Source organism: Peribacillus sp. RS7 (genome assembly GCF_041956845.1).
Lineage (GTDB): Bacteria > Bacillota > Bacilli > Bacillales > DSM-1321 > Peribacillus.
In genome coordinates, this window is sequence record NZ_CP168135.1 from 706,899 (window position 1) to 720,009 (window position 13,111).

Sequence of the window (13,111 nt, forward strand, 5' to 3'; positions counted from 1 at the left end):
TCCACATCATTAGCATGTATACTATTTCCACATTTAGCAACCATAACAAAAGAATGCCATGTGCATCAATCCATCTTTAAACAATGGAAATGGGGATAGGATCATCTTGAAGAAAATTAGTTCGATACAAACCCTTAGCATCTTCTTTTTATCAATCGGCCTTCTTGATCACGTTATTTTGATCCCTTTCCTCCTATCCACCGGCGGAAGGGACGCTTGGTTTTTTTCCATCCTTACTATTGGAATGATACCGATTTGGGTCTACATATTATCGAGGATAATCAAGAATATGAATAATCAATCCTTGACGGATTGGCTTGAAAATAGATTTGGGAAACACATTAAAAATATCGCTTTATTCTTTATTGTGATTTATTTGATCAGTCTTGTATTGGCAACGACCAAGGAAACGATTGATTGGATCACTACAAGCTTTCTTTTTGAAACCCCAAGTTTAGCCATTATCATTCCGTTTACACTGCTATGCATCTTCCTTGCCCATTCAGGTATGCGCTCCATCGCCATTTGCTCTTCTGTATTATTACCAATAGTCGTCATTCTTGGGATTTTCGTTGCGACCGGAAATATACCGACAAAAGACTACAGCCACCTCCTTCCCCTTTTCGAGATTGGCTATTTCCATGGCGTTAAAACCTTTCAATATACTGGTTATGGTCTTGCCGAACTGATTTTAATCGTTTTTTTTCAGGAAAAACTTTCGGATAAGTTCAGTCGGAAATCTTTGGTTTTCTTATGTCTCGGTTTAGTGTTTCTACTTATGGGCCCACTAACAGCTGCTATCGCCGAGTTCGGGCCCACCTTAGCAGAAGCCATGAGGTACCCCGCCTATGAACAGTGGCGGCTGCTGACAATTGGAAAATATATCGAACATACAGATTTCTTTTCCATTTATCAATGGCTTGCTGGTGCCTATATCCGTGTTTCACTGGCTTTATTCTTAATAACGGAAGTCTTTAATAGAAAAACGAACCAAATGAAGGTCGGCATTCTTTTCGCTGTAGGCTTTCTCATGGTCGTCATCTCCATCGTACCCTACAGTAATTTCAAGTTCTTGCATGTAAGTCAGACATTCTACTATCCTGGCGCTTTTTATTTCCTGTTACTTTTGTCCACCCTTTTGTTTATCGGCACTTTCATCAGTTCTAAGGAGGGTAAACGACATGCGAATGAAACGATCCAAAAATGAACCACACTCGCCTGAAATAAGGGAGGAGACATTTCGGGAGTTATTCAGTTCAAGCTCAGATATCATGTTTGACACGATTTATATCGGAGAAACCGAAAGACCCATTCCTGTCCTTATTTTTTATTGCTCGGGTATGGCCGATATCAGTTTACTTAACGAGGGGATTTTGGAAAAGTTAAACAAAATGATGGAATTGGATGAGAGAATCGATGCTGAAGAAGCTATAAACAAGTTAAAACCCTTGATAGATCTGAGGAAAGTAACCATTGATAGTGAATTCAATAGCGTCCAACAGCTGATTTTCTCCGGGAATGCCTTATTATTCATACCATCAACCCAAGATTTATTTTCAATAAATTTGTCAAATGTACCGAACCGGCAGCCTGAGGAGTCTTCCTTCGAGGTCTCGGTAAGAGGTCCAAGAGATGGATTTGTCGAGGACATATCCATCAATACAGCTTTAATCAGAAAGCGGCTAAAAACCAAATCGCTTGCCTATGAAGACTTTATCGTCGGCAGGCGCAGTCAAACGAAAGTCGCACTGATGTACATGGATGACATCATCAATAAGGAACTGGTTAAAAATGTAAGGTCGAAAATTAATAACATTGATATTGATATATTGGTAAGCAGTCAACAATTGGAGGAGTTGATCTCGAACAGTAAATATAGTATATTTCCACTCACTCATTATACGAGTCGCCCTGATTTTGTAGTGGAAGCACTCAATCAAGGAAGATTCATTCTAATCGTGGACGGGATGCCAACTATAATCGTGGCTCCTACTACCTTACTATTGCAAATAAAAACCGCGGAAGATTCGAATCTCCCTTATCTATTTGTAAGCCTTGAGAGACTTCTTCGTTTTTTGGGGATTGGAATAACGATTTTATTGCCGGGGTTTTGGATATCCATTTCCGCTTTCAATATTGAACAAGTGCCGTTTCCGTTACTAGCCACCATTACCCTTTCTAGGCTAGGGCTCCCCTTATCTGCCACCATGGAATTCATTCTCATGCTCATTTTATTTGAATTATTCCGTGAATCCGGAGTCAGGTTACCTAAAGCGGTTGGACAGACAGTTGCAGTTGTAGGTGGTCTCATTGTCGGTGATGCCGCAATAAGAGCAGGGCTGACCTCACAAACCATGCTTGTGGTAACAGCAGTGACCTCTGTCGCATCCTATACCCTTGTAAACCAGTCTTTAACAGGCGCCGTAACGATTTTGCGTATGTTTGTGTTGTTACTTAGCTGCATTTATGGAATCTACGGCTTGATAATCGGTTTCCTTTCCATTGTCACTTTACTATCCAGGCTTGATTCATTCGGGGTTTCATATATTGGCGGAATGAACCCACCAAAATTCACAAAAATCCTGGATTCATTCATAAAGAGGCCATGGAATTCCATAAGCAAACGATCCTTGGCAGCAGATGATAAGACCAGAAAGGGGCAGTAAGGCATGTTCCGCATCTGTAAAATTTGGTTGACCCTACCTTTAATCCTTTTACTTTCAGGCTGTTGGGATGAAAAAACGATCCAGGACTTTCATTATATAACGGCCATCGGGATTGATTTCAAAGATGGGGAATACATTGTTTATACGCAACTTGTAGACTTCGCTGCGGTAGCTAAAACGGAGGCGAAGCCTACGCAAAATCCTCCCGTATATGTAGGGAAACAAAAAGGCGGTTCCATCTCAATCGCCATTAATAAACTAATGCGCGATACTCAACAGTCTCTTTATATAGGCCATGTTTCTACATTTGTCATCAGTGAAAATGTTTTGAAGCAGCAAAGCACAGAAATTGTGGATTATATATACAGAAACCAATTACTTAGGTACTCAGCCAATATCTTTGGCACAAAAAGTTCCATGGATGAGCTCTTCTCCATTAATGGTTATTTTAATTTGTCGCCTTTATACACAACATTATATTTACCAGAGGATGTCTATCGGAGCAGATCATACATCGAACCCATTACGGTCCAAAGGTATTATTCTAACCAGAGGGAAAAAGCATCTACAACCATCTTACCCTCCATATCCTGGAACGATAAAGTTTGGAAAGAAAAAGATAAAAATAGAAAGAGCCTCTATATGGATGGTGCATTTGTCATTTACTATAAAGTGTCCCAACCCTGGTTCTCTGAAAAGGAACTGAGCGGTGTACGCTGGCTCACCAAAAGGACCAACAAAACTCCCGTAAACATTATCATGAATAAGCAAGACATCTATGCATCGTTCTCCCATCCACACCATAAAATAAAGCCTGTTCTCAAGGATGGAAAGTACAAATTCGATATTGAAGTTGACGTATCAGGTAGAATACTTGGGCTTGATACCCAAATGGATATCGATAAAATAAAACGAAAATTCGAAAGTCAAATAAAAAAAGAAATCCAAGCAACCTTCCAAACCGGAATTCAAAAGAACGCAGACCCACTTAGCTTAGGCAAGATCCTTTATATCAAAGAGACAAAATACTGGCAAGAAAATCATATTAAAGAACCGACTGATTTCCTGGATAAGGATTCGATACATGATATAAACGTAAAGGTACATATCCTTAACACAGGCGGTTTAGAAGCTAAACCATTGCAGTAAGGAAAAAAAAGGATTGGTGATTGAAAGCCTGTTTATTTGTAAATGCTCAATTCACGAGTAAATCGACCAAACTCACGAGTATTTGCTCCAATTTCACGAGTAAATCAACCAAATTCACGAGTAAATCAACCAAACTTACGAGTAACGCTTATACCTCATGAGTTTGCTGCTCATTCAAACGAGTAAATGCTCAATTCACGAGTAAGTCGAACAAACTCACGAGTATTTGCTCCAATTTCACGAGTAAATCAAACAAACTCACGAGTATTTGCTCCAATTTCACGAGTAAATCAACCAGACTTACGAGTATTTGCTATAAACTCACGAGTAACGCTTATATCCCCCAAGTTTACTGCTCGAGTTGTGTTTAAAAGCCCTCTTAATTATAAAAAAATTCAGGATGGATCCTTTTAGAGGCTCCATCCTGAATTTTGGCGCTAAAATTGGGTCCTGAATATATCATTAAACAGAAACAAATGGTAAATTAAGAGTATTCTAAAAATGGAGGTTTCCAAATATGAGCATTCAGAAAGCGACATTACTTGAGCTCGAATCTCTGACAGAACTTTTTGATTTATACAGAGTGTTTTATGAGCAAACATCTGATCCTGATCGTGCAAGGGAATTTTTAAGAGAAAGGCTGACAAATGGAGAGTCTGTCGTTTTTATGGCCTTTGATGAAGGGAATCCTATTGGTTTTGTGCAATTATATCCTTCTTTTTCATCTGTGAGTATGATGCGTTCATGGATATTGAATGATTTATTCGTGAAGGAGTCCGCCCGCAAAAAGGGATTTGGCGAGGAGTTATTGAACGCAGCCATCGCTTTTGCTCGGGAAACAGGTGCCAAAGGGGTTTCGCTCGAGACAGGTAAAGATAATGTAAAAGCACAAAAACTTTACGAAAGAATTGGTTTCGTCCGTGAATCGAACCATTTTTATCATTTCGCCATTTAATTAAAAAAGGTGCAGGGAAAATTTTCTTTTCCCTACACTCCGGATGATTTTATTAAACAGTTTCCATGCTGGCTTGAATTTCTTTAATTAGAAGTTCGGCACCTTCAGGGCTAAGTATTAATTTTCCGGCAGCAAGTTTCATATTGTCATCTGACACTTCACCTGTTACCTGACAAGTCATGTTCGGTTTATATTTTTGAAGAATGATGCGCTCTTGTTCTACATAGATCTCCAAGGCGTCTTTCTCATTAATTCCTAATGTACGGCGTAATTCAATTGGAATGACTACCCGTCCTAATTCGTCAACTTTACGTACAATACCTGTAGATTTCATTTAATTTACCCCACTATTTTTCTTTCGAATGTTGCATCTATATGTTTCGTCACCATTCGACATTATTTGCACTTCTATAAAGATACCACTCCCTACCATTTTCGTCAATTCTCGTATCCTCATATATTATCTGCCTTTATATGATTTTTATATAAATTCACAGTAAACCCTTTATAAAACGCGTCATACCGCCGTTTCTCGATTAATTTAATGGAACTTATTGTTAATTTGATCATGAAAATGACAACGTTTCCATTTTATTTCCCACAACTATTCTTTCGATTCCATGTCGAATCATGGAGATGGAATTTCAGTAGTCTAAAAGAATCCAGTTGATTTTCTTTTACATTTGAAGGAAAATTAAAACTGATGGCTTATTATATTTCGAAAATTCATTCTTCTGCCTATGACGCAGTTGAACATGAGTGTATTTTAAACTTTTTTAAGACTTGGAAAGCCGAAACGATTGCCACACTTCCAGAGTTTGGCTAATTACTGGCTCATAAAACAGATTGAGGTGAGTCAATTGCGTCCGATTATATTAGGTATTTGTTCTGCTTTCTTTTTTGCGTTTACGTTTGTTTTAAATCAGGCCATGGAGTTGTCTGGTGGAAGTTGGATATGGAGTGCTTCGCTGCGTTACATCTTTATGGTGCCTTTCCTGTTGTGTATCGTATTAAGCAGAAAAAACCTGCGTCCCCTTTTACGAGTGATGAAAGAACGGCCGGGGCCTTGGTTGCTTTGGAGTTTTGTCGGATTCGGGTTGTTTTATGCTCCTTTATGCTTTGCTTCCGCCTACTCACCTGGCTGGCTAATCGCCGGCACTTGGCAGATCACGATCATTTCGGGTGCTTTACTTGCCCCGCTATTTTTTGAAAATGTCCAAACGAAAGATGGGCTCGAAAGGCAAAGAGGAAAGGTATCTGTGAAAGGCCTCCTCATGTCGATGATCATTCTGCTTGGGATCATCCTGATGCAATTGGAACACACCAAGCACATTTCAATGGCCAATCTTTGGTTGGGAGTGATTCCCATCGTCATCGCCTCGTTTGCATACCCCCTGGGGAATCGCAAAATGATGGAAGTATCCGAAGGACGTTTAGATGCTTACCAGCGTGTATTGGGAATGACTTTGGCGAGCCTGCCATTCTGGTTCCTGCTTTCATTGTACGGTTTCTTCACAGTAGGGGCACCGACGAAGATGCAGAGTTTCCAATCCCTTTTGGTAGCACTATTTTCAGGTGTCATTGCCACGGTCCTTTTTTTCAAAGCGACCGATTTGGTAAGTGGAAATATGCAGAAATTAGCTTCAGTCGAAGCTACACAGTCGATGGAGGTCCTTTTTGCCCTGGCTGGCGAATTACTATTCCTATCTTTACCGATCCCTTCTCCGTTATCGTGGTTCGGCATCTTTGTAGTTATCATAGGAATGATCCTGCATAGCTATGTATCACATAAAAAGAAGGTCCATCCCGGAAACGGACAGTGAGTGCCTGAATAGCAAGTCAAAAAAGAACCTAATCTGTACCTTTATTGGTATAGACTAGGTTCTTTTTTCCATTGACAGGTCATTATTACTGCGGGTCGATTCTGTTGGAGCGTTCCCTGCTATCGGGCGCTTTACGGGAGGGGTTTGAACCCTTCCTGCGGCAGCATGCCACGCTACGTACCGATCATATATACCTTTTTCTTTTAACTCCAAAACCGCATTGATATAGTTCCTTTTTTCCTTTTCAGAAAGATGTTGTGCATTTTTTCTGATGTTATATTCAGGAGCCATGATTTGCCCTCATTCCATCTAAACTAAAAACCTTGGGATATATTAAGTCATCCATAGTGGAAACGTTACAAGACGAATGCGAATATTAGGCAAATTGGGCATGACTCAAAAAGGTGAATGGATGGATCAAGGGCTTTCGAGTTGACAAAACTTTTACCTTGAGTTAATTCAAAAAGTATGTATAATGAAATGTAAATTGCATAATTCAAATGTTTTCTAGGGTTCCGCAGTATATCCAATTACTGGTCTGGTCCGAGAGAAAACTCACAGCTTGCTGTGTCACGGAAGGATAAAAGCCTGGGAGAAAACTGTTTAACGGTTATCTCTTTGGCTTTTTTTGTTTTTTTTGTAAAGAATAAAATTGGAGGTGTTATTTTTCATGAGTGCAAATTGGATTAAAGTGTTCATTGCAGCTTTTTTTGAAGTTTTTTGGGTGATTGGCTTAAAACATGCAGATGATTTTTGGACGTGGACTGGAACGGTCATTTCCATCATCATCAGTTTTTATATGATGATAATGGCTGGCAGGAGGCTCCCTGTCGGAACGGTATATGCCGTTTTTGTAGGTATGGGAACGGCCGGAACCGTTCTTTCCGAAATCATTTTCTTCGGAGAATCTTTCAAACTGAGCAAAACGCTATTGATCCTCCTATTATTATCAGGGGTAATCGGGTTGAAACTAGTGACTGACGATAAGGTCGAGGAAGGGGATGAATCCTAATGGCTTGGATTTCTTTAATTTTAGCGGGACTATTCGAAATGTTCGGGGTTGCGATGATAAATAAATTGCATAAAGACCGAAATTGGCAATCCTTGCTGCTGTTATTCATCGGATTTGGAGTAAGTTTTCTATTTCTTGCTTATGCTATGCAAACCTTGCCGATGGGGACGGCTTACGCAATCTGGACAGGGATCGGCGCATCTGGCGGAGCGATTATCGGGATGCTCTTATATGGGGAATCCAAAGATTGGAGAAGGGTCGTTTTTATTGCCATGGTCCTAGGTGCGGCAGTGGGATTAAAACTGGTTTCATAGGTGACCGACCCCACTGAATTCCCTTTTTATTGCAAACCACCTACCTGCTCCATTGAATTTTTGGTATGATACATGAGTTAAATAAATTAGTGAAGGTGATTTTACTTTGTCTGAAGAAATTCCAGAAGAAAAAAAGGAATATGACACCACAATCATTTATGATTACAATGACCATCCTGACATCGTTAGTGGACGGTGTGACAATTGCGGGAAAGCCCAGTTCGAGAGTTCGGTCAAGGATTATGTATATATTCGTAAATGCAGGGAGTGCGGCATGAAGAAATCGATTTAGTTGTTGGTTTGCCCGGATATATGAATTCATGCTACCCTTCTATATAATAGGCCGCCAATTAGTTGGCGGCCTTCTTGGGCTGGCAATATGCTACCCAATCTTTTAAAGTTGTAGGAAAACGGCAGCCCTATCCCTATATCATCAAGATTTCCCTGATATCCTCTTCTGTTAGTGCAGATGACGACTTTTCATCAGGGTCGATGATTTCTTCAATAAGGTGTCTCTTTTTCTCTTGCAGTTCATTCATTTTTTCTTCGATTGTGCCACGGGCAACAAGTTTGATGACCTGAACCACATTCTTCTGCCCCATTCGATGGGCACGGTCCGCAGCTTGTTCTTCAACTGCGGGATTCCACCAAAGGTCGTATAGAATGACTGTATCGGCCCCCGTAAGATTAAGACCCGTGCCGCCCGCTTTCAATGAAATAAGGAATATATCCCGTTCTCCTGCATTAAACCGATTGCAGATTTCCACACGTTCCTTTGATGGGGTTTGTCCATCCAAGTAGAAAAAGGGCTGTCCTTTAATAGCCAAATCCCTGCCGATAATTTGCAGCATTTTTGTAAATTGCGAGAAAATCAGCACCCGTCTTCCGGAAAGCTTCGATTCCTCAACAATTTGCATCAGCTGCTCATATTTTGCCGAGCTACCTTTATAACCGTCCACAAACAAGGCGGGGTGACAGCAAATCTGCCGGAGTCGGGTCAGGCCAGCGAGGATCCTGATCCGATTTTTCCGGAGTGTATCCTTGTCCAGGTGTTTCAGTGTATCATGCCGCAGCTTCGCCAGATAGGCGGCGTACAGCTTCTTCTGATCAGGAAGCAGTTCCATCGATTCAAGCGACTCGATTTTTCCCGGAAGTTCCGCAAGCACATCCTCTTTCATTCTCCGCAGCAAAAATGGACGGATCCTACGTGAAATCTTCTTCCTTGAGAGGTTACTATACTCCTTTAACCCCATGAATAGTTCAGGGAATACCACGTGAAAAAGGGACCAGAGCTCTTCTAGTGAATTCTCGATGGGCGTACCGGTCAACGCGAAGCGATGGGCCGCTTTTATCTTCTTGGCCGCTCGTGCAGTTTGTGTCCCCGGATTCTTAAAGGCCTGTGCCTCATCGAAAAACACCGTATGGAATTCCTCGTTTTCAAACCACGTGATGTCCTTCCGGAGCAATGGATAAGAGGTGATCACTACATCCACGTCCATTACTTCCTTAAGCAGCTTCGACCTTTCCGATTTGTGGCCATCCACGACGACGGCTTGTATTTCAGGAGCGAATTTAGTGAATTCACTCAGCCAATTATAGGTTAATGATGATGGGCAGATAATAAGCGCAGGTACCCTTTTCTTCCTGATGTCAGGCAGCTCCGATAAAATGAACGTGATGCTTTGCAGTGTTTTTCCCAGTCCCATATCATCAGCAAGTATCCCGCCAAAACCGTATTGGGCAAGTATTTTCATCCATTTGTAGCCGTTTTTTTGATAATCACGCAAGATCGGTCCCAGACTATTTGGCACCTCGAACTCCAAGGCACCCGGATTCCTGATGTTATCCAAAAACTGACGGAATGATTCCTCCATTGTGAATGTCTGGCTATCATTCACGGAATCAAGGAGTTGCAGCCCTTTTACGATTGGCATGTTCAGACTGCTTTCCAGGTTTTCATCCTGAACGGGAAGTGCATTCAGAAACCGATTGATTTCCTCGAACTCCCTTGTTTCAAGGGAAAGCAGCGATCCATTCCTTAAACGATAATACTTCCTTTTTTCTTCAAGCGCTGCTAAGACCTCACGTATTTGTTTATCGGGAATCGCATCCATTTCAAATTTGAATTCCAGCCAATCAGTCCGTTCTTTTTTGATTTTCACCCTAATGCGCGGTGCAGCATTCCCACGGGAAATCCGGTTTCTTACAGCGGTCGTAGCATAGATTTGTACCAGCTTTTGAAGTTTCGGAACGATATGGTACAAAAACTCATACTCCAACTCTTCGTTATGCAAGACATAGCCGCCATCAGTCTTGGCAAACAGGCTATCCTCCATAAGCTTTAGTATCTCAGCTTCCTTCTCTACATCCCTTATGAGCATGGAGACTGCCTTGGATTCCTGTTTTTCCAAAGGGTTGATCACGATATTTTCATAGTGGAATTCCAGCCCCGCAAGCAGTCTGTTTTTCACTCGATCCAAGAATAGCTTTGCAACCAGCGGTGTCTTCAAAAACAATTCGGTGATGGACCTTGCTATACGGACTTCACCTAGTCTTTTCAAACCTGGCACCACTTTGTCGAGGAATAATTCCAGTTGGTCATGATGGATTGGAATTCGATTCATGCCCGAATTCTCCAGCATTTGCTTCAATTCTGAAAGGCGTTGGCAATCCTCGTTTTCGAGCTGAACCAAATTCCCTTCGAATAGAACCATTTTATATGCATTCATGACGATCATCTCATTCAACCCTTTAATATTCAGTTGATAACCTTTTCCCTCGCTTTCGGTAAAGTCAAACTGTAAAGGAAGCGATCCGCTGGATAAACGAAAACCATTGAATGTATGGCTCCCATGGGATAGCTTTACCAATGGTGCTCTTTCAAGGATGGGGACAAGCCTTTGAAAAGAAGATGGAGGCAGAAGCAATAAGTGTTTGTCCAACGTATATTCAGATTTGTCCGCCAATGCGTCAACATAGACTCTTTCATCCGATACTACTGTAATAAGCTCCTGAAGTACGGAATCCATTTCGTTCTGAAAACAATGCAGTTCCGGGTCATATATAAATGCAAGGGACACTTGGGCAGGTTTTCCTTCTTTTACTCGCTTCAGGAATTCCCGGACATTCGCTACATTGAAAGAACCGATTTTCATTTCCATTCCTAACATATATTGATCCGTGCCTATCCTTACAGGTTTACACGTAAATTCTGCATCAATCATCTTTCTTTTTTCAAAGTGGCGCTGATGACCGCTTTTGCGTACAGGCTGATTATTGAAAAGGGTCAGCAAGCCCTCTGACAATTTATCATTGGCTGAAGCATCAGAACGAGATACATTTATCGATCCATCTCGCTGATGGTCGTAAACCGACAGCAGGACGGCTGCAATATGCTGGCAATCCCTTTGGAAGGAAGCTAGCGTAGGACAGCTGCATTTCGTCTGAAATCCGCCAACAGCATCCACTTCGATCTTGACATGGAAGTCTTCCTTTCCTTTAACCGTTGCTTCACAACCATCAGGCTGGTAACTTTCAAATGTCACTTTATTGGCACGATGAAAAGCTTCCCCTCTTTTGAAGGAGACGGCCCCGCACATGTCTTTTATGATTTTTTGATTCAACTTGATATCCAAATTGCCGTCCTCCTCCCGAGGTTTTGTTGTTGAGTGATTTTACATTCCGCTGAAAAATAAAGCTCATTTCATCATCATACTATGAAATGGGTTTACGAGGTTGTAAAAAAAGCAAAAAGACAAACTCCCATATTCGGAGTTCATCTCTATTTCAGCAAGGGGAATTTGCACCATCATTGTTGTCCTTTGGTGTTGCCTTTCTTTTTTTTTCGATAAAAGAAGCTGAACACAAGGAATGCAAGAAGAATGAGAAAAAGGATAAGTTCAGCGGGGTCCTTCACCAAAAATGGGTTAAAGGCATGCTTTATCGAATTATCCAAATCAAATCCCAATAATATATCCATACCTAAAGATATGACCACTAAAGGGGCTAGGATCAAAACTGTAATACCAAACATTTTCATTTCTCATCAATTCCACCTTTTAGGAACTTTTTTTGGTGCTTGTCTTCCTTTTTTTTCGATTCTTAAAAAAGGCAATGATCAAGAGAAGCAACGGGATGATCACCTGAAATGGCAGATGGATGTAATTTGGTACGGCATCTAGCCCTTCATGGATATGTTCCGTATAGCTGCTTGCCATAATAATCGAAATCAATAAAATGACCATGCCAACAGGGTATGCAAGTCTGGAGGGCTGTTTAACATTGAAAACATTCGCCGTACCCGTTACCGCTACATAAGTAAATACACTTATCTTGATGAACCCGCCAATCATCAACAAAAACAAGAAGTACACATCGAGACGTTCAAGAAAGCCAGCGACCTCTATTGACTGAATGAGGGTAAGAAGAGGGTATTGCGAACGTGTCGTAAGGTCCACCCCAAGTACAGCAATATTCACAGCCATTATTATCGCGAGAAAAATACCGCTTGTCGCCAAGCCCCCTATCCCAATTTTTTTCAGTCGCTGAGGTTCGTTCAAATAAGGAAAAATCATTAAAAACACTATGATCTCGCCAAATGGAAAGAAAACGGTTTTAGTGAAACCCATTTTCATCATCTCTGTCCCGCTGATTTCAAAAATGGGTTTTAAGTTGTTTAAATGGATCATGCCTGAAGCAATAATCAGAAGCATGAAGGTCATTAAAAGTAAATTCTCCAAGACAAAGAATAGTTCCCCCGTCCTCGTCAATACTTCTATCCCTTTACGGACCGTATACACCACGACTAAAATGAATACAGCGTTCGCTACAAATAACGGAATATGAGGATAGGCAAAAGTAAGCAGTGTATCTCCGAAATCCCTCAGCACCCTTGCAGCAAGATAGATGAAATAAAGGATGTATAGAAAAGCTACGATCCTGCCTAGAAAATTCCCCAATATATGTTTTACAAACTCTGTTAACAGCTGATCAGGGTAGTATTGAAAAAGGCCATAATAAATGAAAAATAATAAAAATCCGCCTATCATCGCAATAAGGATGACTAGCCAAGCAGCCTGCTTGGCTTCACCTGCAAGCGGAACCAAAAGTGCACTGCCCATTTCAAACAGGAAAATAAGGACGAACAGCTGGTAACCGCTGATTTGTGCCTTTTCCATGAGGATGCCACTTCC

At 41.2% G+C, this 13,111-nt stretch carries 13 protein-coding genes and 1 riboswitch; of the genes, 8 read left to right on the forward strand and 5 right to left on the reverse strand.

Annotated elements, in window-relative coordinates:
• The first annotated feature begins 106 nt into the window (after nucleotides 1-106).
• The 4 genes from ACDZ29_RS03640 to ACDZ29_RS03655 all read left to right on the forward strand — a co-directional run bounded on the left by ACDZ29_RS03640 (nucleotide 107) and on the right by ACDZ29_RS03655 (nucleotide 4,770).
• Nucleotides 107-1,207 (forward strand): endospore germination permease, encoded by a 1,101-nt coding sequence (locus ACDZ29_RS03640; protein ID WP_375089924.1) that lies wholly within the window; start codon nucleotides 107-109, stop codon nucleotides 1,205-1,207.
• The gene (locus ACDZ29_RS03645) at nucleotides 1,182-2,666 is read left to right on the forward strand and encodes a spore germination protein (RefSeq protein ID WP_375089925.1); all 1,485 of its coding nucleotides are present in this window, start codon (nucleotides 1,182-1,184) and stop codon (nucleotides 2,664-2,666) included. The genes ACDZ29_RS03640 and ACDZ29_RS03645 overlap by 26 nt, the downstream gene beginning before the upstream one ends.
• Before the next feature lie 3 nt (nucleotides 2,667-2,669).
• Nucleotides 2,670-3,815, forward strand: a complete 1,146-nt coding sequence (locus ACDZ29_RS03650) for a Ger(x)C family spore germination protein (RefSeq protein WP_370016137.1) — start codon at nucleotides 2,670-2,672, stop codon at nucleotides 3,813-3,815.
• A 517-nt stretch (nucleotides 3,816-4,332) separates the two neighbouring features.
• Nucleotides 4,333-4,770: a GNAT family N-acetyltransferase gene (locus tag ACDZ29_RS03655; RefSeq protein WP_289315228.1), complete on the forward strand. Its 438-nt coding sequence runs from the start codon at nucleotides 4,333-4,335 to the stop codon at nucleotides 4,768-4,770.
• Between the two features lie 52 nt (nucleotides 4,771-4,822).
• On the opposite strand, the gene ACDZ29_RS03660 is transcribed toward ACDZ29_RS03655, so the two are convergent.
• Nucleotides 4,823-5,104, reverse strand: coding sequence for an AbrB/MazE/SpoVT family DNA-binding domain-containing protein (locus ACDZ29_RS03660; protein ID WP_289315227.1), 282 nt, complete (start codon nucleotides 5,102-5,104; stop codon nucleotides 4,823-4,825).
• 502 nt (nucleotides 5,105-5,606) lie between these two features.
• Here ACDZ29_RS03660 and ACDZ29_RS03665 point away from each other — a divergent pair.
• Nucleotides 5,607-6,593 carry a multidrug resistance efflux transporter family protein gene (locus tag ACDZ29_RS03665; RefSeq protein ID WP_375091091.1) on the forward strand — a complete coding sequence of 329 codons (987 nt, stop codon included), beginning with the start codon at nucleotides 5,607-5,609 and terminating at the stop codon, nucleotides 6,591-6,593.
• A 54-nt stretch (nucleotides 6,594-6,647) separates the two neighbouring features.
• On the opposite strand, the gene ACDZ29_RS03670 is transcribed toward ACDZ29_RS03665, so the two are convergent.
• Entirely contained in the window at nucleotides 6,648-6,884 is a 237-nt protein-coding gene (locus tag ACDZ29_RS03670; RefSeq protein WP_289326139.1) for a hypothetical protein, read from the reverse strand.
• Between the two features lie 205 nt (nucleotides 6,885-7,089).
• A riboswitch (guanidine-I (ykkC/yxkD leader) is annotated at nucleotides 7,090-7,190 on the forward strand.
• 73 nt (nucleotides 7,191-7,263) lie between these two features.
• Here ACDZ29_RS03670 and ACDZ29_RS03675 point away from each other — a divergent pair.
• From ACDZ29_RS03675 to ACDZ29_RS03685, 3 genes are all read left to right on the forward strand, one after another.
• The gene (locus ACDZ29_RS03675) at nucleotides 7,264-7,605 is read left to right on the forward strand and encodes a multidrug efflux SMR transporter (protein ID WP_289326140.1); all 342 of its coding nucleotides are present in this window, start codon (nucleotides 7,264-7,266) and stop codon (nucleotides 7,603-7,605) included.
• Entirely contained in the window at nucleotides 7,605-7,919 is a 315-nt protein-coding gene (locus tag ACDZ29_RS03680; RefSeq protein WP_375089927.1) for a DMT family transporter, read from the forward strand. Before ACDZ29_RS03675 ends, ACDZ29_RS03680 begins: the two co-directional genes overlap by 1 nt.
• 106 nt (nucleotides 7,920-8,025) lie before the next feature.
• Nucleotides 8,026-8,211 carry a hypothetical protein gene (locus ACDZ29_RS03685; RefSeq protein ID WP_289326142.1) on the forward strand — a complete coding sequence of 62 codons (186 nt, stop codon included), beginning with the start codon at nucleotides 8,026-8,028 and terminating at the stop codon, nucleotides 8,209-8,211.
• Nucleotides 8,212-8,344: 133 nt separating this feature from the next.
• Here ACDZ29_RS03685 and ACDZ29_RS03690 read toward each other — a convergent pair whose 3' ends face one another.
• From ACDZ29_RS03690 to ACDZ29_RS03700, 3 genes are all read right to left on the reverse strand, one after another.
• Nucleotides 8,345-11,554, reverse strand: coding sequence for an SNF2 helicase associated domain-containing protein (locus tag ACDZ29_RS03690; RefSeq protein ID WP_375089928.1), 3,210 nt, complete (start codon nucleotides 11,552-11,554; stop codon nucleotides 8,345-8,347).
• A 173-nt stretch (nucleotides 11,555-11,727) separates the two neighbouring features.
• The gene (locus ACDZ29_RS03695) at nucleotides 11,728-11,958 is read right to left on the reverse strand and encodes a hypothetical protein (protein ID WP_289326144.1); all 231 of its coding nucleotides are present in this window, start codon (nucleotides 11,956-11,958) and stop codon (nucleotides 11,728-11,730) included.
• Nucleotides 11,959-11,977: 19 nt separating this feature from the next.
• The gene (locus ACDZ29_RS03700; RefSeq protein ID WP_375089930.1) at nucleotides 11,978-13,096 is read right to left on the reverse strand and encodes a GerAB/ArcD/ProY family transporter; all 1,119 of its coding nucleotides are present in this window, start codon (nucleotides 13,094-13,096) and stop codon (nucleotides 11,978-11,980) included.
• Between the last annotated feature and the right edge of the window lie 15 nt (nucleotides 13,097-13,111).

Bases quoted from the DNA above. Each gene is read 5' to 3' on its own strand.
- ACDZ29_RS03645 (WP_375089925.1), top strand. From the start codon at position 1,182: ATGCGAATGAAACGATCCAAAAATGAACCACACTCGCCTGAAATAAGG.
- ACDZ29_RS03650 (WP_370016137.1), top strand. From the start codon at position 2,670: ATGTTCCGCATCTGTAAAATTTGGTTGACCCTACCTTTAATCCTTTTA.
- ACDZ29_RS03655 (WP_289315228.1), top strand. From the start codon at position 4,333: ATGAGCATTCAGAAAGCGACATTACTTGAGCTCGAATCTCTGACAGAA.
- ACDZ29_RS03660 (WP_289315227.1), bottom strand. From the start codon at position 5,104: ATGAAATCTACAGGTATTGTACGTAAAGTTGACGAATTAGGACGGGTA.
- ACDZ29_RS03670 (WP_289326139.1), bottom strand. From the start codon at position 6,884: ATGGCTCCTGAATATAACATCAGAAAAAATGCACAACATCTTTCTGAA.
- ACDZ29_RS03675 (WP_289326140.1), top strand. From the start codon at position 7,264: ATGAGTGCAAATTGGATTAAAGTGTTCATTGCAGCTTTTTTTGAAGTT.
- ACDZ29_RS03680 (WP_375089927.1), top strand. From the start codon at position 7,605: ATGGCTTGGATTTCTTTAATTTTAGCGGGACTATTCGAAATGTTCGGG.
- ACDZ29_RS03695 (WP_289326144.1), bottom strand. From the start codon at position 11,958: ATGAAAATGTTTGGTATTACAGTTTTGATCCTAGCCCCTTTAGTGGTC.
- ACDZ29_RS03700 (WP_375089930.1), bottom strand. From the start codon at position 13,096: ATGGAAAAGGCACAAATCAGCGGTTACCAGCTGTTCGTCCTTATTTTC.